This window comes from Paenibacillus sp. FSL W7-1287 (assembly GCF_038004245.1).
Taxonomy (GTDB): domain Bacteria; phylum Bacillota; class Bacilli; order Paenibacillales; family Paenibacillaceae; genus Pristimantibacillus; species Pristimantibacillus camelliae.
This window is the reverse complement of record NZ_JBBORD010000001.1, coordinates 347,831-369,778: the sequence shown is the minus strand read 5'-3', so window position 1 is coordinate 369,778 and position 21,948 is coordinate 347,831. Positions and strand designations below refer to the sequence as shown.

The window sequence follows — 21,948 nt, the reverse complement described above, 5'->3', positions numbered from 1 at the left end:
GGAACCAGGAGGGAAAGCAATGAAAAAAGGACGCGTTGTATCCGTCATGGGTCCGGTCGTCGATTTGGAGTTTGAACGCGGTAATCTGCCAGAGATTATGAATGCTGTAACGATTAAGCATAATGCAGAGGCTGGCGGCGGTGTAGACATTGATCTTACACTTGAAGTTGCCGTTCACCTTGGCGATAATCTTGTTCGTACCGTAGCGATGAGCTCTACAGACGGACTAGTTCGCGGTATGGAAGCAGTGGACACTGGCGCTGCTATTACAGTACCTGTAGGTGCTCCAACACTTGGCCGCGTATTTAACGTACTTGGTCAACCAATCGACGAAGCTGGTGATGTGGTAGCTGAAGAAAAACTACCTATCCATCGTCCAGCACCGACTTTTGACGAATTGTCTACTCAAGCTGAAATTCTTGAAACAGGTATTAAAGTTATCGACCTTCTTGCTCCATATGCAAAAGGTGGTAAAATCGGTTTGTTCGGTGGTGCCGGTGTAGGTAAAACCGTAACAATCCAGGAATTAATCAACAACATCGCACAAGAGCACGGCGGTATCTCCGTATTCGCGGGTGTAGGTGAGCGTACTCGTGAGGGTAACGACTTGTACCACGAGATGAAGGATTCTGGCGTATTAAGCAAAACGGCGATGGTATTCGGTCAGATGAACGAACCTCCAGGTGCGCGTCTTCGCGTAGCACTAACAGGTCTTACAATGGCTGAATATTTCCGTGATGCTGAAGGTCGTGACGTGCTTCTGTTCGTCGATAACATCTTCCGCTTTACACAAGCAGGTTCTGAGGTATCCGCGCTACTAGGCCGTATGCCATCAGCGGTAGGTTACCAGCCAACGCTTGCGACAGAGATGGGTCAATTGCAAGAGCGTATTACGTCTACGAAAAAAGGTTCAGTTACATCGATTCAAGCGATCTACGTTCCAGCCGATGACTATACGGATCCGGCTCCAGCAACAACGTTCGCTCACCTTGATGCAACGACTAACCTAGAGCGTAAAATTTCTGAGATGGGTATCTTCCCAGCGGTAGATCCGCTTGCGTCCTCTTCTCGTATTCTTGCGCCTGAAATTCTTGGACAAGAGCATTACAATGTAGCTCAAGGCGTGAAGAAAATTCTTCAAACGTACAAAGAGCTTCAAGATATTATCGCAATCCTTGGTATGGATGAGCTTTCTGACGAACAAAAATTGATCGTTGCTCGCGCACGTAAAATTCAATTGTTCCTATCTCAGCCATTCCACGTTGCAGAACCATTTACAGGTCTTGCAGGTAAATACGTACCGGTTAAAGAATCCGTACGCAGCTTTAAAGAAATTCTCGAGGGCAAGCACGATGACCTGCCAGAGGAAGCATTCCGCTATGTAGGTACAATCGAAGAAGCCGTGGAGAAGGCCAAAACGCTTGTCTAGCGAAGGGCGGGAGGAATCCACATGAGTACGTTTCTAGTAGAAATCGTAACGCCTGAGCGCAAAGTATATGGAGAGCAAGCAAATATGGTTGTTGTTACAGGCCTTGAAGGTCAGCTAGGTATTATGCCTAACCATATTCCGCTTGTTACACCTTTACGTATTGCGCCAGTAACCATTAAGCGTGATGGGATCTCGGATGTAGTTGCAGTGAATGGCGGATTCATCGAAGTTCGTAAGGACAAGGTCGTTATTCTAGCTGAAAGTGCAGAACTTGCAGAGGACATCAATATTGAACGTGCAGAGGCCGCTAAGCAGCGTGCTGAGCAGCGTTTAACCATTGCGAAAACCGATGAAATTGATTTCCGCAGAGCAGAGCTTGCTCTTCAGCGTGCAATGAATCGTCTGAACGTTACACATATTCACAAATAATAGAAAGCTGCTTATTGCTATGGCAATAGGCAGCTTTTTTATTAGATAGCGCCACCATAGACAAACTGGACAACTAGCTTGCACATTAGTAAGATTAATAGTGACTGCTCGTTAGAGAGGTGAAACAACAATATGCTTGCATGGTCAGATATCGTATGGGTGATCCCTTTTTTATATGGCTTAATATTTATTATTGGATTAACGGTTGGCAGAAGTCATCAGCGCATAATGGTAGTAAGTAGTACATTGTCTTCCGCTGCGGCATTTATCATAGCGATTGGTTTGACGTGGGAGAGAGCAACTATCCAGGCTGATGATTATAGCTACTATGTCGATTGGCTCGTTATCGGAGATACATTCTTCCGTATTGGCTATGAGTTAAACAATTTGGCTGCATGGCTGCTTGTTTTAATTACAGGGATCAATATCCTACTGCTATGTCTGCTCTATCATAAGCAGGATCAAGCCGCGATATCATCGATATATGGCTACATGGGCCTATTATTGTTTGCAGCAAGCGGAGTTGTATTAGCTGATCATGCTGTCACCTTTTTTGCTTGTGCATTGCTTATAAGCTTCAGTCTATATTTGTTGTTATCTCATCCGATATATGGCAGTAAACCAAAAGCAATCTTTCAATTTATTACGGCACAATTGGCAGGCTATGCCGCATTTCTTGCTGCACTAGTCGTTCTATATTGGTACATACCGAATCACTCATTAGAGTTTACGATGCTTGAAACGTTTTTCAGTGGCTCGGCAGCAGGATTTACGCAGCAGATGAAGCATATCATTGCCGGTGCTCTCGTTGCGAGCGCGTTGTTTATAGCAGGTCTTATTCCATATGGACATTGGATGAAGCAGCTTGAGCTTGAACGCCCGATTCTAAGAGTGGTAATTTTCTGCTTTGGCAGTGCGCTGTTGCCTATCTCTATTCTTCTTCGATTTCGAGTCGTCATTACAGAAAGTACGGATGTGTTGACATTATGTAAGTGGCTCGGTGCTATTGTCGTTCTCTGGTGCACCATACGTATACTTACGCGTATACAGGATGCAATGGCTTATATCGGCATGACCATGGTAGGCATTATGATATTTGCATATGGGCATGGTGTCTATGTTTACATGATCGCTCAGCTGACGTTTATTATGCTGTCTTTGATTGCGATCTACGGCTCAGCCATACGTACCTCCTCGGTTATTGTGTTTGGCTCTTTCCTGGTTGCCGTGCTTACACTAATTGGTGTGCCGCCATTAAGTGGCTACTGGATGCAACAGTCATTAATTGCTACCATTGCTGTGCAGAATTCAAGCTGGACAATTGCGGCTCTGCTCGTTGTCATGTGCTCGGCATTAGGCGTAACGATATCCTTTACATCATATTGGAAAAAGTTGTCTTTCCCTCCAAAAAGAGGAGCGGTCTTTATTGTAATATGGCCAGCTCTATTGTTAATTGGATTAGGGTTACTTTGGTTAGTTGATAATCAACGGCTAGAGCAATGGTTGTTTAATATGCAGACGATGGAAACGATGAAGCTTGGTCCTATGCTTTTAACTATGCTCAGTATAGCCGTAGGTGTTATGATTGCTTGGTTGTTCAGCGAACGAATTACTGGAGCGTTATCCAGTAAACTTGAATATATCGACGAAGGGCTCCAACAAAGTGGAGAGCGACTAGCTAATACGATTAGGAAGCTGGGGCGACTTGTGGCTAGAGGTGGTCAGCTTATAGAACGTGCCATCGTCCAGCTGCTTACGACGTGGCTTCCGTTTCCATTACGTTTCATTAGTCGTACCGGAGCTCAGGCTAATATTCTGCAAAGTATAGGTCTTGTTGCTGTTTTAACGATCATCATGATTGTACTATGGTATAGCGTAGGGGGGGGATAATACTGAATAATATCATATTACCACTGCTGCTTGTGATTCCTGGTGTACTAGCAGGTATTCTAGCCCTCTGCCACCGTATTAATCTACGAAGCTATCGGCGATTATCAATCGTAAGCGCGGCTACTCCCCTCATCATCCTTTCTTATATGCTTTTTGGAGCTATGCAACGAGGGATGCTCTCGGAGTTTCATATTCACCTATCGACAAAAGTGTCGATTATAAGTCTAAGCTATGGCATGGATAGCGTCTCGCTTTGGCTCAGCTTCTTTACGAGTGTTGTGATGCTAGCTGTATGTATAGCGGCTGTGCATATTAAAAAACGACATAAGCTATTCTATGTATTAGTGTTACTCGTTGAAGCCGTATTGTTACATATATACTCAATCAGAGATGGACTACTATTGTGTGCGGCACTTTTGCTGCTAGCCTTTCTATTTTTACTACTGATTGGGATATGGGGAGACGAACATTCTGAAAGAACGGCAAGACGATTTTTCTATTGGCAGCTAGCTGGAATATTTTTTATTTCGATGAGCTGCATCCTGTTGATTGGTAGTAGCGATCAGTATTTTCAATTTTCTAACGTTCAGCTTGGGGAGCTTCCGCTCGCCAGTACATTAACGGAAACAGCAGATCATGATCAGCGAATATTAGCATTTTTCATGCTGCTAGTAGGTTTAGTATGTTATATTCCCATTATCGGAATGCATCGACCTTTTTTATCAGTATATAGGCAAAGTCATCTCGTTGTATCTGTAATCTACAGTCTAGCAATAGGTTCAATAGGCATCTATATTAGCTATCGCATCGGACTAGTATATTTCGCTGATATGATGCATTGGATTAGCAAGCCAGTCATTTGGATTATGGGTTTTCAATGGCTGCTGGCTAGCATAGGCTTGTGGCGCCAACAAAATGTGAAGAGCTGGCTCGCATATATTGTATGGGGCCAATACTCTATCCTCGTTATACTGATGCTATCAGGCTCAGAGATAGGATTGACGATGATGTGGCTGCAGATGCTGTCATTCCAGCTCATTATCGCTTTGCTTTGTGTGCTGCTTACATCCCTGTATGAGAGAACATCCAGCTTACAGCTGGAGCAGTGGAATGGAGCATTAAAAGGATCGCCTTATTTGACCGGGATGTTTACAGCTGCTTTGTGTGGATTAATGGGTATACCAGGCCTATCACATTTTCTAGGAACCTACCATGCCATCCTGCTTAGCTTTCCTATTAGTAGGTGGATTACAGTTGCCGGTGTGCTTGGTATGATGAGTGTCGTTGCTTATAATGTACGCTTTTTGTTCCGCTTGCAACAAGGACAAGCTGATGCACGTATGAAGGATATAGCTGATCTTCGATTTATCGAAGCCTTGCCAGCTATCATTCTACTGACATTCATCATTGTTCTAGGATGCTATCCAATTATTGCGGTAGATTTATTGGAATATGAACTGCATCAGCTACATAAATTTTGGGAGCATGCAGTTGCAGCATTGCCAGAAGTGAATGCCAGCTTTTTATCGGTATTTGATTTTAATAGTGTAGCGTGGAAGCTGCCTGTCGTAGTAAGTATCGCAATGTCGCTAGCGATATGGCTCGTTAATAATAGACAGCGCAATATCAATCGGATGTTGATGTGGCAAGCGATCTATCATCTATTAACGCTTATTGCAGTAGTGACAAGCGCCAAAGCGATGTCAGCAGAGCTAGACATTACCCTGACGATCCTTGCTGCCATCTGGTACGCTGTTATGCTTCTCGGCTGCTACAGCATGTTTAGGACGGTGCTCGCACCAGAACATATGCAGATTCATGCATTGACTGGCTTATATCACCGCAGGCCGATTCTTGCCTTTGTCATTATGCTGTTTTTACTGGCGCTTATGTCGGCTCCTTTATCAGCAGGGTTTTCGTATCAGCTAAGCATAATTGAACTATGGAGTGCGTATGGTCAATATGGGTTAATTGCACTGTGGCTCATCTCACATACTTTAATGGCTACAATACCTTTAGAATATATAATTCGAATGTACATTACGAAGGACACATCGCACGATGTGACTGAATTAATGAGTGTTCCTGTGCATTGGTACGTCATAGGCTTCAGCTCTCTTGCAGCTCTAATAGGGCTAGCGTTTTGGTTATAAGAAGGTGAGGATGTCAATGAGTGAAGGGGTTCAAGGGATTTTTTCAATCGTCGTCGTCGTTTTGTGTATTTTATTCGTATGGATGCTGCTATCCATCGTTGCATGGGATAAAATACTTAAAAATGTGAACCATCCGAAAGCAAGGATGCTGCAAATTGTCATTGCTATCGTGCTCGGTTACCAGTTAGGAAGTTTTTTTCTGCAGTACTGGGGCTTCTCCACAATGCTCCAAGATTTTGTAGAATAACTCGAATCAATATTGCAAACACTTGGTATCAATACATGAAAAATGACGACGTCGTCTTTTGAGAAATTGTTCAATAAGTCAGACTTTTTGAATACACATTTCACTATTAAAATCGACAATATTATAACGAATTAAAATTGTTGTTGTCGATTTATAGGTAATGATGTTAAGATGAAGGTTGATGAGTGTATGATTATACTCTAAATGGAAAAATTCGGAAACCGATAAATATGATTCGCGGAGGGACGCAAGATGGCAAAGATTATCGTCCGCGGAGGTCAACGATTAAAGGGTACGGTACGTGTAAGTGGAGCAAAAAACGCGGTACTTCCTATTCTTGCGGCCTCATTATTAGCGACTGAAGGTAAAAGTGTAATTTCAGATGTTCCTGAATTAGATGATGTAATGACCATTCGTGAGGTATTAAACACTCTTGGTGCAGACACACTATTTGATCAGGAGACGATGACGATCTCTGCGGCACAGATTACGTCATCGGAAGCTCCATATGAACTGATACGTAAGATGAGAGCCTCCTTCTTAGTGATGGGGCCTTTACTTGCACGAGTTGGCAGAGTTAAAATTTCACTGCCTGGCGGCTGCGCGATCGGTTCACGTCCCATTGAACAGCATCTAAAGGGATTTGAAGCGATGGGTGCAAAGATTCAGCTAGACCAAGGTGCCATTGAAGCTACCTGTCCACAAGGGCTTCAAGGTGCAAAAATTTATTTAGATGTCGCAAGCGTTGGGGCTACTGAAAACATCATGATGGCAGCTTCCTTAGCTAACGGCACAACCATTATTGAAAACGCGGCTAGAGAACCGGAAATTGTTGATTTGGCTAACTATATCAACGCAATGGGTGGTAAAGTAAGAGGTGCAGGTACCGGAATTATTCGTATTGAAGGTGTTACAGCGCTGCACGGAGCCGCACATAGTGTTATACCAGATCGTATCGAAGCAGGTACTTATATGATTGCTGCTGCCATTACTGGCGGAGATGTATTCGTTGAAGGGGCTATTGCTGATCATTTGGCACCAGTTATTTCAAAGCTTGAGGAAATGGGCGTGAGCGTTGTTGCTCACGATAACGGTGTGCATGTACGTGCGCAGCATCCATTAAAATCAGTCGATGTTAAAACATTGCCACATCCTGGATTTCCTACAGATATGCAGTCACAGATGATGGCGTTGTTGCTAGTATCAGAAGGAACAAGCGTCGTTACGGAAACCGTATTTGAAAATCGCTTTATGCATGTCGAGGAATTTCTTAAGATGGCAGCGAACATTAAAGTTGATGGCAGAACGGCTGTTGTAACAGGTAGCACTGCTCTGCAGGGAGCTAAAGTAACAGCTACTGATCTACGTGCGGGAGCAGCATTAATCTGTGCTGGTCTTGCAGCTGAAGGCGAGACGATGATTGATGGACTTCATCACATAGATCGCGGATATGTAGATATAACCGGAAAGCTTGCTTCGCTTGGTGCGAATATTACTCGAAGCAGAGACCTGGAGGAGCCTTCTAAAATTAAGGTAAAGCATGAGTCTGTCGTTTTAACTCCAGTACAGGAATTAATGGCCTAGTCATTGAGATAGAAAGATAAACGGTGTACGTTCCAGCAAATGGACGTACACCGTTTTTTTGATCTATGATTCTATTCTTCTAGTTGTTTTCATAGGCTATAACATAGAGACGTGTTATTGCTATGGAGGAGAGTAAATGGTAAAACAATGGAGACTTTATTTAATCGCAGTTATGACCGTAGTCGTATTTATGAGCTTGTTAGTAACGTATGACCTGCAACAAAAGAGTTCACGGACAAAGTCAGTCGTATACGCACAAGGGCAATCGGAGGTACTCGTCTTACAGGAGCTGAATCATCGACATAGTAATCGTATGGGGCAAGATAAGCAGCGTGAGAGAGTAATAGAGCAAGGGCCGAAGAATAATGAGCTATCTACAAATTCCGAAAGTATCGTAACCTCGGAAAATGATAGACAACCGAAGCTAGACACGCAGCAAGCTTCACAGAAAGAACCAGTCATCGCTGTTCTATTAAGTAATGAAAATACCGTTGAACAGGTGCCGCTAGAGCAATATGTGCTCGGTGTTTCATTGGCTGAGCTGCCTGGAAGCTTTGAGTATGAAGCAATTAAAGCACAGATGATGGCGATTCGTACATATATTGTTCGTCGAATTCTTCAGGCAGAGAGGTCCGAGGAAAAGCAATCCTATATCGTAACGGATACGACCTCTGATCAGGTATATTTGTCGATAGAAGAAGTTAAAGCATATGAGGCAGATTATCCAGAGCCTTATGAAAAGTTTGTTAAAGCGCTGGAAGAAACGAAGGGGAAAATTATTAGCTATGAGAATGAACCGATTGATGCGTTGTTCTTCTCAACGAGCAACGGTTATACAGAGAACTCAGATGCTGTATGGGGGCAAGAAGTCGCTTATCTCAGAAGTGTTGCGAGCCCTTGGGACGAAGCGTTATCACCAAGTTATGAATCAGAGGTGAGCATCAGCTTTAATGAGCTGTATGAACGGCTTAATCTGAAGGAAAGCCGTAGAAACGGCAGTGTGAACATTACGAAGGTTGAACGTACGGAAAGCGGAAGAATTGAGTCCTTGACTGTTAACGGTGCTAGCTTTACAGGAAAGGAGCTGCGGGAAAAGCTAGCTCTCTCATCTACGGATATGATGTGGACCATTGATAAGCAGCAGGAGTCCGTAACATTCATATGCTATGGGTACGGGCATGGTGTTGGACTTAGTCAATGGGGGGCTAACGGTATGGCCAAGGCAGGCTATCTAGCAGAAGATATTATTACGCATTACTATACTGGAGTTAGTATTGAACAAGCTAGCTTATAAGCTTGCAAAAAACTAGTAAAAATTCATTCATGTCACGTATAAAGCTGATCAATCTGGCAACAATGGCTAGTGAGGTGATATAAATGAATGAATTCAACAATCAAAACAAATCACAATCAACAGAGGATTCTCTTAAATCTGAAAAGAGAGTTTCTAATGTTGCCGAGCCAAAAACTGGTGTGAAAAGGCTGCTAGCCCAAAAATGGTTTTCTCCAGCATTGTTTATGATTACAGCAGCTATTATCGTTACCTTACTGTGGGTATATCAGGATAATTTTACTGACCAGCCAACCACAGGTACGGAGGTATCAGAGGAAGGTACTGCAGTAAACAGTGAAACAGACAAAGATGTTGCGGCAGTAGATATGGATGCTTCCGATGAGATTGCAGCGACTGGTGAGGATATGCAGTGGCCTGTTGCTAACATCAACGATCTTCAAATCGAGATTCCATTCTATGATACGAAAGCAACTGCAGTTGAAAATGAAGCTGCACTAATCCAAGTTGGCACAACATTCGCTCCTCATATGGGTATCGATTTTGTGCATCCTGATGGCATCGCATTCGATGTTCAAGCAGCTCTAGGCGGTACAGTAACCGTTGTAGAAAAAAATCCGATCAACGGTAATCTCGTTGAGATTAGTCATGGCAATGGCCTATCAACTGTTTACCAAAGCTTAAGCGATGTGGCGGTTAATGAAGGTGACGAAGTGCTGCAAGGCACAGTAATTGCTAAAGCGGGTCGTAATGATGTTGAGAGCGATCTAGGTGTTCACTTGCACTTCGAAGCAAGATTGAATGGTGACAATGTGAATCCAGGCGATTATATCGTTGAGTAATTGCGAGAGACCTGTTCTCCTTTTTGGAGAATAGGTCTTTTTTTTGTTATATTTATGAGCCGACTTGCATAGAGACGGGATAGGACAGGCTAACGTATGCCGCTTGAAAAAATATTTATTGCATTTGTTACGCTCCAAGCTTGGACACAACGAATATCTGTAAGACCTACTCATATAATGTACCAAACTTAATACGAGTAGGGAGGCGGGAGCGTGCACGATTACATCAAGGAGCGAACGATCAAAATCGGTCGTTGTTTAGTCGAAACTAAGCAGACGGTCCGAACGATCGCAAAAGAATTCGGTGTATCTAAAAGTACGGTGCATAAAGATTTAACAGAGCGATTGCCAGAAATTAACCCTGAGTTGGCGGATCAAGTGAAGCACATTCTCGAATATCATAAGTCTATCCGTCATTTGCGCGGCGGAGAAGCAACGAAAATTAAGTATAAAAAGAATACGCCTAAAAAAAGAGAGGTGCTAACAGTAGGGAATCCGAAGTAAAGAGGTCGCAACTTTCCTTTATGAAGGAAATACCAATATAAAATATTTTTTAAGGAGAGGATTTTCTGATATTTTGGCGAATAATGTTATTAACTGTGATTATTTCCGGGGAAAAATAATACATTATTCGTTGGAGGAAAATGACCTAATGTTTAGTAAGGATATTGGTATTGATCTCGGTACAGCGAACGTATCGATTCATGTAAAGGGAAAGGGTGTTGTACTCGACGAGCCTTCTGTTGTTGCCATCGAGAGCGATACTAAAAAAGTACTGGCCGTTGGGGAAGAAGCTCATCGTATGGTAGGTCGTACTCCAGGCAATATTGTGGCAATTCGTCCGCTTCGTGATGGCGTAATTGCTGATTTTGATATTACAGAAATGATGCTGAAAGAATTTATCCATCGTGTAGATGGACGTACATGGTACTCACGTCCGCGCATCCTAATCTGTGCACCTACGAACATAACCTCTGTTGAGCAGAAGGCCATTCGTGAAGCAGCAGAAAGAAGCGGTGCGAAAGACGTGTATTTAGAAGAAGAACCAAAGGCTGCCGCAATAGGGGCTGGAATGGATATCTTCCAGCCTAGCGGCAATATGGTAGTAGACATCGGCGGTGGTACAACAGATGTGGCCGTATTGTCCATGGGCGATATCGTAACGGCTTCTTCCATCAAGGTTGCGGGAGACAAGTTTGACGAGGCGATCATGAAATATATTAAAAGCAAGTACAAGCTGTTAATCGGTGAGCGTACGAGCGAGGATATTAAAATTCGCATCGGGACTGTACTTGAGCAAGCACCTGTAGAAGAAATTGATATTCGCGGAAGAGACATGGTCACTGGTTTGCCGCAAACCATTACTATTCGCTCCAATGAAGTTCGTGAAGCGCTGTGGGATCCTGTTATGTCGATTGTGTCTGCTGCAAAGTATGTATTGGAGCAAACTCCGCCAGAGCTGTCAGCCGATATTATCGATCGAGGCGTAATATTGACGGGGGGCGGCGCTTTGCTGGGCGGATTCGATTCGCTGCTAGCAGATCAGCTGAAGGTACCCGTTCTCATTGCAGAAAATCCTATGCATTGTGTCGTTAAAGGCACAGGCATCCTCTTAGATAATTTGGACAAGCTGAAAAGATAAGCCGAACACGAATAAGCACTGGTAAGACGTCATAAGGGGGACGTGCTGAAGTGCTTATTCGTAATTGTTCGCGCTATTCACTAACGTCGTCCTCTATCCGATATATACGTAGAGTGCGTGACCAAAGATAGACGTTATGAACGACCTCTTATAAGTTCGGATACCGATGATGATGAAGGAGGAGCAACATGCTTAGAGGGCTCTATTCTGCTGCATCAGGGCTTACTAGCCAGCAGCGCCGACATGACACCATTACAAATAATATTGCTAATATAGAAACAGCAGGGTTTAAACAAAACACAACACCACTTCGTTCATTCAATGAGATGCTTCTATCGATGACGGGTGTAGACAGTAACCAGCCGAAAACGATCGGAACCTGGACAGGCAACGTCTTTGCAGAAGAAAGCTTGACGTATCACTTGCAGGGTGATTTAACACAGACGAATAACCGCTATGACTTTGCGATTATTTCTAATATTGCAGTCGATGGCCTTATCTTCGATCAATCAGGCAAAGCCGTAACAGATAACGGAGAGGTTGTCTATCAGCCACAGGCGTATTTCACTGTGCAAAATGAGCAGGGTGAACGTCGCTACACAAGAGGCGGTCAATTTTCCGTAAATAGTGAAGGCTTTTTAACGACGAGCACGGGAGATTATGTGCTAGGAACCAACGATGAGCCAATCGTTCTTCCTGCTGGCGTCAGTATCGAGGATTTGACACTAACGAATGATCGTCGTCTTGTTACATCAGCAGGCACGGATACGGGAATTCAACTACTCATCTCTCGTATAGACAACCCTCATGGTCTAGTTCGCGAGGGTGATGGCAGCTTTAGATTAGAAGAAGGTGCAGCTGCTGCAATTACGGAAGATGATGCAGTAGAGGTGCGTCAAGGCTATATCGAACAATCTAACGTTGATATCACGCAGGCTTCTGTAGACTTAATGGCTGCACTTCGCGCCTATGAAGCGAACCAGAAGGTTATTCAATTCTATGATACAACGCTGCAAAAAACAGCTAATGACATTGGCAGAATTAGCTAGGGAGGTAATGATTCATGAATAGCTCCATGATAAAAGCGCTAAATTCGATGAACTCCTATCAGATGAAGCTGGATCTGATTGCTGATAATGTAGCGAACTCTAACACAGTAGGATATAAAAAGAAATCAGCTGTATTTGAAGATTTGCTAAACACGGTAAAGGAGCAGCCAGATAGCTTTGCGTTAGATGGACGTAAAGCTCCGCTTGGATTTAATCAAGGCTGGGGCTCTAGAGTGACAGGCATTGCTACGGACTTTACCCAGGGCACGATGAAGGAGACCGGCGTATTAACAGACCTTGCCATTGAAGGAAATGCACTATTCCAAGTGCAGGTGGATGCAGCAGGGACAGCAGCCTATACACGAGATGGCTCGTTCCAAATTAGCATCAACGAAGCGGGAGAGGCAGTACTTACAACCTCTCAAGGCTATCCAGTTGTTGCGACGCTTCCTGATGGTTCACAGGGCAGAATTGTTGTGCCAGAGGGCTACGCGATGCAGGTTCGAGCGGATGGATCTGTGAATGCGGTAGATGAGATCGGAGATACTATTCCGTTAGGTCGTATTCGTTTGGTGGAGGCTGTACGTCCGGATGCATTAGTTCAAGCTGCTGACAACCTATTTGCATTAGCAGCTGGTGCGGATGCTGATCAAGCGGTAGCAGAGGTCATACCTAACACTGACAACCGATTGGCAGTTCGTCAAGGATACGTTGAGCAATCTAACGTAGATCTTTCCACAGAAATGACAGATATGATCAGAGTTCAGCGTGCATATCAGCTAGCTGCGAGAGCATTAAGCTCCAGCGAGACGATGATGCAAATAGCGAACAATCTGCGTAGTAATTAGGTGAAATTATGAATGAGAACCGTAACGATGAAGACAATTGGAAAGGTCCAGATGAAGCTTCATTGCAGCAAGAGACTTCTTTAACGAGAGCAAAAAAGCATTCATCAGCCACTGGAGGCAGATTTCAGCAGCTATGGCGTAGAAATAAAACACGTCAAGAATTGCCAAACGAAGAGAGAAGAGCGTCCACTCATGACGACGAGAAGCTGGCAGTCGATGCACCTGTACGCCGATATCCATTGTGGGCACGGACATTGCTTTGGATTTTAAGAAAAAGCATAGCACCTCTCATCATGATCGTCATGCTGCTTGCGGGGCTGTATATCGGTTATGTCATTATGGGGGATCAACCGAAGGAAGAAGCGTTTAAATTCAGTACCTACAAGCATTTGTGGGATTTAATATTTGCTGAATCATAAGCGACATAATTGCATATAGATGATGAATAATAATCAGTCAGCAGCCTGCTGGCTGATTTTTACTTTCCGTTAAGTTTTCATTTTAACTGAGGTAGTCTATAATAGTTGAAAGCTAGGTAAAATCATACACACACAAAGAGGCTTGCTTACCATTGAACATTCGTTCCAGCAAGCAAGCCTCCTTATCTCAACCTTCATTTCCTGCAGGACACTGAAGGGTATCTATAGTATGGGGACAAGTAGCAAAATTTATACGCATGAATGAACAAAGTGGTTGTTTCAATTTAATCCCTTGGATTAAGCAGCAATGTGAACTGCGATATTGAAATGGATTGTTGAAGCTTATGAAACACGCAATTAAAGGAAAAGAGGGACATACTAATGATGGATATTAATGAAATTCAAAAGATTATTCCACACCGACCACCATTTCTACTTATTGACCGAATCACAGAGGTTGTGCCTGGAGAGCGTGCAGTCGGAATTAAAAACGTGACAATGAATGAACCTTATTTTGTCGGGCATTTTCCAGGATATCCCGTAATGCCTGGTGTGCTAATTGTTGAGGCATTAGCCCAAGTGGGCTCTGTTGCGATGCTCATGCTTGAAGCCAACAAAGGTAAGCTAGGGTTCTTTGCTGGCATTGATGGCTTCCGTTTCCGTGGTCAGGTGACACCTGGCGATACATTAACGCTTGAGGTTGAAATCACGCGTCTAAAGGGCTCGATTGGCAAAGGTAAAGGTACGGCAAAAGTGGATGGCAAGGTCGTAGCAGAAGGCGAGCTTATGTTTGCACTATCCGACCCAGCGAAGCAATAAAGGAATAAGAAAGAAGGTATCATATGACACGATTAAATCAGGAGCAAGTCAACCATAGATATGAAAGCTGGATGAATGATCCATCCATCGATGCGGCAACGAAGCAAGAGCTAGCTGGTCTAGCTGGTAATGATCAAGAAATTATGGATCGTTTCTATAGAGACTTAGAATTCGGTACAGGCGGATTACGTGGGGTAATGGGCGCTGGAACCAATCGTCTGAATGCTTATACGGTTGGAAAGGCTACCCAGGGCTTAGCGAACTGGCTGCTCGCTCAAAAGCTTGAACAGCCTTCAGCTGTAATTGCTCATGATTCGCGCAATAATTCTCCACAGTTTGCATTGGATGCAGCGCTTGTACTAGCTGCCAATGGAGTGCGTACTTATTTATTCCGTTCACTACGTCCAACTCCGCAGCTGTCTTTCGCTATCCGTCATCTTAAAGCAAGCACAGGTGTGGTTATTACAGCTAGTCATAATCCGCCTGAATATAATGGCTACAAGGCGTATGGGGCAGATGGCTGTCAGCTTGTGCCTGAGGATGCGGAGCAAGTGATAGCGGCGATTGCTGGCATAGCAAGCTTCGATGAGGTAAAACGGATGTCTCAAGCAGAAGCCGAAGAGCAAGGCTTGCTTGTATGGCTAGGCGATGATATTGACGAAGCGTACGTGAATACTGTCGTTGCTCAAAGCGTCAATCAACCGCTATTGCAAGGTGAGCTTGGCGAAAGCTTCAAGGTCGTATTCACGCCGCTGCATGGATCGGGAAATATGCCTGTTCGTCAAGTGCTTGCTGCCGCTGGCTTTAAGCAAGTGCATGTTGTAGCAGAGCAGGAGCAGCCAGACGGTAATTTTAGCACGGTCAAATCTCCTAATCCAGAAGAGAAGGAGGCATTCACACTAGCGATTGAGCTAGCTCGTAAAGTAGGCGCTGATGTTATCGTTGGCACCGATCCCGATGCTGACCGCATGGGTGCTGTTGTAAAAAACAACGATGGCGAATACGTCGTGCTGACAGGTAACCAATCTGGTGCATTGATGATTCATTACTTGCTTAGTCAGCTAAAGGAACGTGGCCAGCTGCCTGCTAACGGAGTAGTGATCAAAACCATTGTTACAAGTGAAATGGGCGAGGTTATCGCTAAGCATTATGGTGCTAGTGTTGAAAATACATTAACAGGGTTTAAATACATCGGCGAGAAAATGACGAGATATGAACAAACAGGAGAAAAGACTTTCCTGTTTGGCTATGAGGAAAGCTATGGTTACTTGACTGGAACCTATGCGCGTGACAAGGATGCGATTGTCGCTTCTATGTTGATTTGCGAGGCTGCAGCATATTACAGCACACAAGGGAAAACACTTTATGACGTGCTTGTTGAGCTGTATGAGCAATTTGGCTATTTCCTAGAAAGCCAGCAGTCCCGGACATTAAAAGGTATTGATGGTGTGGCGCAAATCTCAGCGATTATGACAAACTTCCGTGAACAGCCGCCGGCTCAAGTGGCTGGAATTGAGATTGCTGAAGTGCTTGATTACTCTCAGAGCATTGATGGGTTACGTCCTGAGAACGTACTGAAGTTCATCTTGAAGGATGGTTCATGGTTCTGCTTAAGACCTTCAGGCACAGAGCCTAAGATTAAAGTTTACTTTGCCGTAAAAGGCACCTCTGCTGAGGATGCAGCTGCCAAACAGGCTGCATTAATTGAAGATGTAATGAAACGTGTAGATGGAATCTAATTTCGTTATGATATAGGTAGATACGTATATTAGCATTAGGATTGCCTACGAAGATGTAGCAGGCAATCCTAGCTTTGTTATGAGTAAAGGTTAGAAATGGAGGACTATCGTGCGCTGGAAGCAATGGAATAAAAAAGCAAGGACACTGCTATGGATCATTACGTTAATAGGAGTATTAGCAGCGTTACCTTTAGCATTCTTAAGAGTTGAGATGGAACAATCGGCCGATACCGTTGAATATGTATTCGACTATCGGGATTTAGAGGAAATTGCCAACTATCAAAGCAATGTTTCACAATTTATTGATGAGAAGCTGCTTGCTTTGAAAGACGCTGGAGTACAATCTATGTCGTTGTATGAGAGCTCCTTACGTGATCTTATGCAGTCAGGCCGTCTTGTCTATTATTCAGAGAAGGAAATGGCTTCTCTGCTAAGTAAAGTGCTCGACACCAATGTTAACCACACGTATGTTGTATTTACCGGAGAGCATGAAGCGGAGATGATCAAGCCGATCATAGAGCGCGAGTATGAACGACAAGGCGTGAATGTTACCGACTGGACTTATGAAGGTAAGCCAGCTTTAATTATCGAAGAAGCGGTCAATGCTGCGACGCTAAAAACATTAGACTTTGACCCGATTGCAGTGGAGAAGCTATCAAGCTATGGCTTCCAAATTATTGCAAGGTTCTCGGATCGCGTACAGCCATACAATATGGAAATGGCTGAGCAGCAAATCAAACGTCTAAGTGAGTATGGTGTGACGCGAATCATTTTTGATGGTTCTAAGGCTAAAGGTGCAACTGACCAAGCCGAATTAAAAAGCTTGAATCATTTTGGAGCTTTGCTAAAGCAGCATGGTATGGGCGTTGCGGCCATTGAAAATCTTAAAGTTCCTCAAGCGGGCATGAGCACGCTTTCGTATTTACTTGATTATGATGTGGTGCGACTATATTCCTTGTCTGAGAATGATAGCTTTACGATGACAGCCGAAGGGATGACCGATCGCTTCAAGCTTGCTGCCAAGGACCGTAACATTCGTATGTTCTTCTTGAATGTTGGCATCAAAGCTAACGGTAATACGGGAGTGTTAGAGCACTCTGCGGACAAGCTTATCGAGACGCTTTCTGGAGAAGAGGGTGTCATTGCTCAGATGGAAAAAGCCGGCTACCCTGATGGCATGGCTAGCGCCTTTCAATATGAGAACCCATCATGGACGAAGCTTGTACGTATGATCGTAGCACTGGCTGCAGTAGCGTTTATTACGCTGCTTGTTGGAGCATTTTTGCCAGGAACAGAAATCATCGTATTCGTATTAGGCTTACTAGGTTCAGCAGGACTATATGTGCTGAATAGCTCGTTAATGGAGCAAGCGTTAGCGCTTGGCGCCGCAATCAGTGGTCCGACGCTAGGTGTCATCTGGATGCTTAACCGTATATATTCACGTACCATTGGTGAACGTCGAATGCTCGGCAATACCAACTGGACGTTAAGTGGTACTACGCCAATTCATGATGGGACGGTGGAGACTGATCGCTGGATCTTCCCTGAGCTTCCACTATCTCGCAGACTTGGCTTAACGCTGAACTGGTTTATCGTAGGTACGATCATTACGCTATGTGCTGTACCGATCGTATTCGGACTGTTGTTTAACATCACGTATAGCTTAGTTATTGAGCAGTTTAGAGGAGTTAGCTTACTTCACCTAGGTCCAATTGCGCTCGTTGCGATTTACGTGCTGTTGTATCGAGGTCAAGGAGCGAAAGGCTCCATTACACGCCTTTGGAAGCTTCTTATGACACCAATTAGCTTATTATGGGTAGTCGTTGCTGTTATCGTGGCGGCAGTTGGGGCATACTACTTATCTCGCACAGGCAATAGCGGTCAGGTATCAGCGATCGAGATGATGATCAGACAATGGCTTGAAACAACTGTCGGCGTACGTCCGAGATTTAAAGAGTTTATGCTAGGACATCCTCCGCTTATTCTTGGATTGTTCTTAGCTTTACGTTATAGAGCGTCCTGGCTGCTACTAATTGTCGGTACATTAGGTCAGCTAACTATGGTAAGCACGTTCACACATATTCATACACCAATTATGATGTCAACATTGCGTACTCTGTTAGGCTTAGGAATAGGTATTATTTTCGGCTTAGTGCTGATTGCGATATGGACAGTATTGGAAGGAGTTTGGCGTAAATGGGTATGGCCGAAGCTTCAACAACGTTTCGAGTAGTAATTTCAGGCTATTACGGCTTTAAAAATAGCGGGGATGAGGCAGTGCTCAAGTCCATATTATTAGCATTAGAGGAGCAGGGTAAAGCAGCAGGCATTACCCTTGCTCCAGTCGTGCTAAGTGGAGATCCGAGCTGGACATCAAAGAAGTACGGTGTGGAAGCTGTGCCACGCATGCACCCTGCGTCCGTGTGGCGTGCGATATCTTCTTCTGATGCGTTAATTAGCGGTGGGGGAAGCTTGCTTCAAGATGCAACTGGCATGAAAAGCATTCCATACTATACAGGGATCATTAAGCTGGCACAATGGCTCCGCAAGCCAACCTTTATCTATGCACAAGGAATTGGTCCTGTTCATCGTCAGTCAATGTACGCATTTATTCGTTCCGCGATGAATAAGAGTCAATATGTTTCGGTGCGTGATGAACAATCTTCACAATTTTTAAGCTCGATCGGTGTAAACGCTAAGATTGAGGTCGTACCAGACCCGGTTATGGGAATGCCGCTTCCTGAGCAGCGCCAGCGACTGCTGCCTGAAGCAAGTGGTGTACAACAGATCGGTATATCCGTTAGGTTTTGGAACAAGAATCGCTCAGACCTGCAGCGGATTGGCGAGGCACTTATAGCGCTAACCGAGCAACGTAACGTGATGCTAACATTTTTACCCTTCCATCTTCCTGAAGATATCGAAGCGTCACAGTTTCTAATCGATCAGATCCAATCACGGATCGGAGCAGGAAGCAGTATTAAGCTAATGGATCTACCCGATGACCCCATGCTGATGCTGCAGGCTGTATCGGAGTGTGATGCATTGTTCGGTATGAGGTTGCATGCGCTAATCTATGCAGCTAACCAGCGAGTACCGATGCTTGGCCTGTCCTATGATCCGAAAATTGATCAGTTTCTAAAGCGAATTGAAGCTAAAGTGGTAGGCACAACAAATGAGCTCGAGTCTAAGGAATTTGTGGAGCAGATGGGGAATATTTTAGATCATCGTGACCAATGGCTGGAGCAGCGAAGTCGACAAATTCAAACATTAAAAGAACAATCCCAAAAACCAGCGCAACAAATCAGTCAATTTTTGCGTCAGAATATATCGAGGTGATTTCCTCATGACGAAAACTATACCTAAAGTTCATATTTTCGGTATTCCTTTTTCGAAGATGGGAATGAAGGATACGGTTCAATACTTAACGGACCGAATTAATGCAAGAGAGCAAACACATGTCATAACAGCTAATCCGATTATGATCATGAGTGCACTGGAAAAGCCAAACTATAAAGAAATGATGCTAAAATCAGATCTTATTGTGCCTGATGGTGCGGGAGTCGTTTGGGCTGCACAAAAAGGCGGTGATCCTGTCGCTGAACGAGTCACTGGTATCGAGCTGCTTCACGAGCTGCTTAAGGTCGGTGAATCGCATCATTGGAAGGTGTACTTACTGGGTACTACACAGGAAATTATTGAAGCCGCAGCACAATCCCTTCAGATGCAGTATCCGCAAGTGCGTATTGTCGGTTATCGCAATGGTTTCTTTGGTGCCGATGAAGACGATGAGGTCGTTGCTTCTATTGCCGAGCTGAAGCCTGATTTATTGTTTGTTGCTCGAGGTGCAGAAACGCAGGAGCCATGGATCGTAAAGCATCGCGAGGCGCTAGGCGTACCGCTTATTATGGGCGTTGGCGGAAGCTTCGATGTCATCTCAGGTAAGTTGAAGCGAGCACCTGAGTGGATACAGAAGCTGCGCATCGAGTGGCTGTTCCGTTTGCTTCAGGAACCGAAGCGTTTGCCACGCATGCTGGTTCTGCCAAAGTTTATGTTAAAAGTGATGCGTAATAAAGAGAATGTTACAAAACATATTGAAAATTCGTAAAAACAGGCTAATTTCTGTTTTTTAGGTAAATTTCGATAGTAGTATTTTGTTTTCATTGAGAGTATAATTCAACACGATGCTTATAAGAAACGAGATATCTATACAAATGGCATCAGAGACGCTGGATAAGTTGATTGTCTACGGCTAATGATAACGGTAGACAACTTAATCTCGCTTGTAAATCCAGAGGGGGAGAATCTACACTATGTCTATTGGAGTCATTTATGCGATTGGATTCGCAATTGCTCTTATCGTTGCTTTACTTATCACACCGCTCGTTAAAAAATTCGCTTTTTTTGTAGGCGCAATTGATAAACCTAACCATCGCAAGGTCCATACGCGTATTATGCCAAGAATGGGCGGTCTCGCTATTTATCTTGCATTCGTGGTTTCGTTCTTTTGTGTTATCACGATATTTCCAGAGGGGACACTGCTCGGTAAGGACTTGAATTTACTTAAGGCAGTGCTGGTAGGCGGTACAATTATTATACTGACTGGTGCGTTTGACGATCGCTTTGAGCTTTCAGCAAAGCTAAAGCTTGTCTTGCAAATTATTGCCGCATGCGTTGTCGTTTTTGGCTTTAACATTTCGATTGAATTTGTAAGCCTGCCGTTTGGCGAAGATATGCAGCGAATCAATGATTGGATCGGCATCCCTGTCACCATTCTATGGATTGTCGGAGTTACGAACGCCATTAATCTAATTGATGGACTGGACGGCTTAGCTTCCGGGGTATCAGGTATTGCGATAGCAACGATTTTAATTATGGCGATTATTATGGGCTTCACGCCTGTTATTTTACTGAGCACGTTACTGCTCGGCGGAATCATTGGATTTTTACGATATAATTTTCACCCAGCGAAAATTTTTATGGGTGATTCAGGATCATTATTTCTAGGGTTTTGCTTAGCGATGCTCTCATTAATTGCCTTTAAGCAGGTCACGCTTGTTTCATTTGTTATTCCATTGCTTATTATTGGTGTGCCGCTATCGGATACGTTCTTTGCTATTATCCGCAGGCTTGTCAACAAAAAGCCGATCTTTGCACCCGATAAGGGGCATCTGCACCATCGCTTGCAGGATTTAGGCTATGGACATCGCAAGACCGTACTCATGATTTGGGGCATCGCGGCTATATTCGGCTCGATGGCTATTGTACAGTCCGCAGTCATTAAGTTTAACGGAGCAAACTGGATTACATTTGCCGTTGTATGTATTGTCATCTTCCTAACTCAAATTGGGGCTGAGGTAATCGGCATTGTAGACAAGTCACGTCGACCGCTGATCGGGTTATTGCATAAGCTGGGACTCAAGCTTGGGATCGTCAATTCACAGTCACGTAGTAAATAATCTTTTTCAATATAAAGGTGCTCAGGATCATTGAAGGATGATCCTCGAGCACCTTTTTTGTCATTTCGGAACGAAAGTTGTCATTAGCAATAATTTCATATTACGACCACT

Annotated in this window: 19 protein-coding genes; all 19 read left to right on the top strand. The window is 44.1% G+C overall.

The genetic code is table 11. The features are described from left to right. The first annotated feature begins 19 nt into the window (after positions 1–19). On the top strand, positions 20–1,429 hold the full coding sequence (atpD, locus tag NSQ99_RS01720; protein ID WP_251670091.1) for a F0F1 ATP synthase subunit beta: 1,410 nt from the start codon (positions 20–22) through the stop codon (positions 1,427–1,429). A 21-nt stretch (positions 1,430–1,450) separates the two neighbouring features. Next, complete coding sequence (locus NSQ99_RS01715) at positions 1,451–1,858, top strand: F0F1 ATP synthase subunit epsilon (protein ID WP_251670090.1); 408 nt, start codon at positions 1,451–1,453, stop codon at positions 1,856–1,858. Between the two features lie 132 nt (positions 1,859–1,990). Further along, entirely contained in the window at positions 1,991–3,748 is a 1,758-nt protein-coding gene (locus NSQ99_RS01710; RefSeq protein ID WP_340834628.1) for a hypothetical protein, read from the top strand. A gap of 209 nt (positions 3,749–3,957) precedes the next feature. After that, entirely contained in the window at positions 3,958–5,901 is a 1,944-nt protein-coding gene (locus tag NSQ99_RS01705; RefSeq protein ID WP_340834626.1) for a proton-conducting transporter transmembrane domain-containing protein, read from the top strand. 16 nt (positions 5,902–5,917) lie between these two features. Further along, positions 5,918–6,148 carry a DUF1146 family protein gene (locus NSQ99_RS01700; RefSeq protein ID WP_340834623.1) on the top strand — a complete coding sequence of 77 codons (231 nt, stop codon included), beginning with the start codon at positions 5,918–5,920 and terminating at the stop codon, positions 6,146–6,148. Between the two features lie 252 nt (positions 6,149–6,400). Then, positions 6,401–7,732, top strand: a complete 1,332-nt coding sequence (gene murA, locus NSQ99_RS01695) for a UDP-N-acetylglucosamine 1-carboxyvinyltransferase (protein ID WP_251670083.1) — start codon at positions 6,401–6,403, stop codon at positions 7,730–7,732. 136 nt (positions 7,733–7,868) lie between these two features. Further along, complete coding sequence (gene spoIID, locus NSQ99_RS01690) at positions 7,869–9,026, top strand: stage II sporulation protein D (RefSeq protein WP_340834620.1); 1,158 nt, start codon at positions 7,869–7,871, stop codon at positions 9,024–9,026. Between the two features lie 83 nt (positions 9,027–9,109). Beyond that, positions 9,110–9,865: a M23 family metallopeptidase gene (locus tag NSQ99_RS01685; RefSeq protein WP_251670078.1), complete on the top strand. Its 756-nt coding sequence runs from the start codon at positions 9,110–9,112 to the stop codon at positions 9,863–9,865. Positions 9,866–10,078: 213 nt separating this feature from the next. After that, on the top strand, positions 10,079–10,369 hold the full coding sequence (spoIIID, locus tag NSQ99_RS01680) for a sporulation transcriptional regulator SpoIIID (protein WP_251670075.1): 291 nt from the start codon (positions 10,079–10,081) through the stop codon (positions 10,367–10,369). A 148-nt stretch (positions 10,370–10,517) separates the two neighbouring features. After that, on the top strand, positions 10,518–11,507 hold the full coding sequence (gene mreB, locus NSQ99_RS01675) for a rod shape-determining protein MreB (RefSeq protein ID WP_251670073.1): 990 nt from the start codon (positions 10,518–10,520) through the stop codon (positions 11,505–11,507). A 188-nt stretch (positions 11,508–11,695) separates the two neighbouring features. After that, positions 11,696–12,556, top strand: coding sequence for a flagellar hook-basal body protein (locus tag NSQ99_RS01670; RefSeq protein ID WP_340834615.1), 861 nt, complete (start codon positions 11,696–11,698; stop codon positions 12,554–12,556). A 14-nt stretch (positions 12,557–12,570) separates the two neighbouring features. Further along, complete coding sequence (locus NSQ99_RS01665) at positions 12,571–13,404, top strand: flagellar hook-basal body protein (protein WP_340834613.1); 834 nt, start codon at positions 12,571–12,573, stop codon at positions 13,402–13,404. Positions 13,405–13,412: 8 nt separating this feature from the next. After that, positions 13,413–13,823 carry a DNA-directed RNA polymerase subunit beta gene (locus NSQ99_RS01660; RefSeq protein WP_340834610.1) on the top strand — a complete coding sequence of 137 codons (411 nt, stop codon included), beginning with the start codon at positions 13,413–13,415 and terminating at the stop codon, positions 13,821–13,823. A gap of 381 nt (positions 13,824–14,204) precedes the next feature. After that, positions 14,205–14,642 (top strand): 3-hydroxyacyl-ACP dehydratase FabZ, encoded by a 438-nt coding sequence (fabZ, locus tag NSQ99_RS01655; RefSeq protein WP_251670065.1) that lies wholly within the window; start codon positions 14,205–14,207, stop codon positions 14,640–14,642. A gap of 23 nt (positions 14,643–14,665) precedes the next feature. Further along, entirely contained in the window at positions 14,666–16,381 is a 1,716-nt protein-coding gene (locus NSQ99_RS01650; RefSeq protein WP_340834608.1) for a phospho-sugar mutase, read from the top strand. Between the two features lie 109 nt (positions 16,382–16,490). Continuing rightward, positions 16,491–18,614: a DUF5693 family protein gene (locus NSQ99_RS01645; RefSeq protein ID WP_340834606.1), complete on the top strand. Its 2,124-nt coding sequence runs from the start codon at positions 16,491–16,493 to the stop codon at positions 18,612–18,614. After that, on the top strand, positions 18,578–19,717 hold the full coding sequence (gene csaB / locus NSQ99_RS01640) for a polysaccharide pyruvyl transferase CsaB (protein ID WP_340834604.1): 1,140 nt from the start codon (positions 18,578–18,580) through the stop codon (positions 19,715–19,717). Before NSQ99_RS01645 ends, csaB begins: the two co-directional genes overlap by 37 nt. Before the next feature lie 7 nt (positions 19,718–19,724). Further along, complete coding sequence (locus NSQ99_RS01635) at positions 19,725–20,486, top strand: WecB/TagA/CpsF family glycosyltransferase (protein ID WP_340834602.1); 762 nt, start codon at positions 19,725–19,727, stop codon at positions 20,484–20,486. Positions 20,487–20,691: 205 nt separating this feature from the next. Then, positions 20,692–21,837 carry a glycosyltransferase family 4 protein gene (locus tag NSQ99_RS01630; protein ID WP_340834601.1) on the top strand — a complete coding sequence of 382 codons (1,146 nt, stop codon included), beginning with the start codon at positions 20,692–20,694 and terminating at the stop codon, positions 21,835–21,837. The last annotated feature ends 111 nt before the right edge of the window (positions 21,838–21,948 follow it).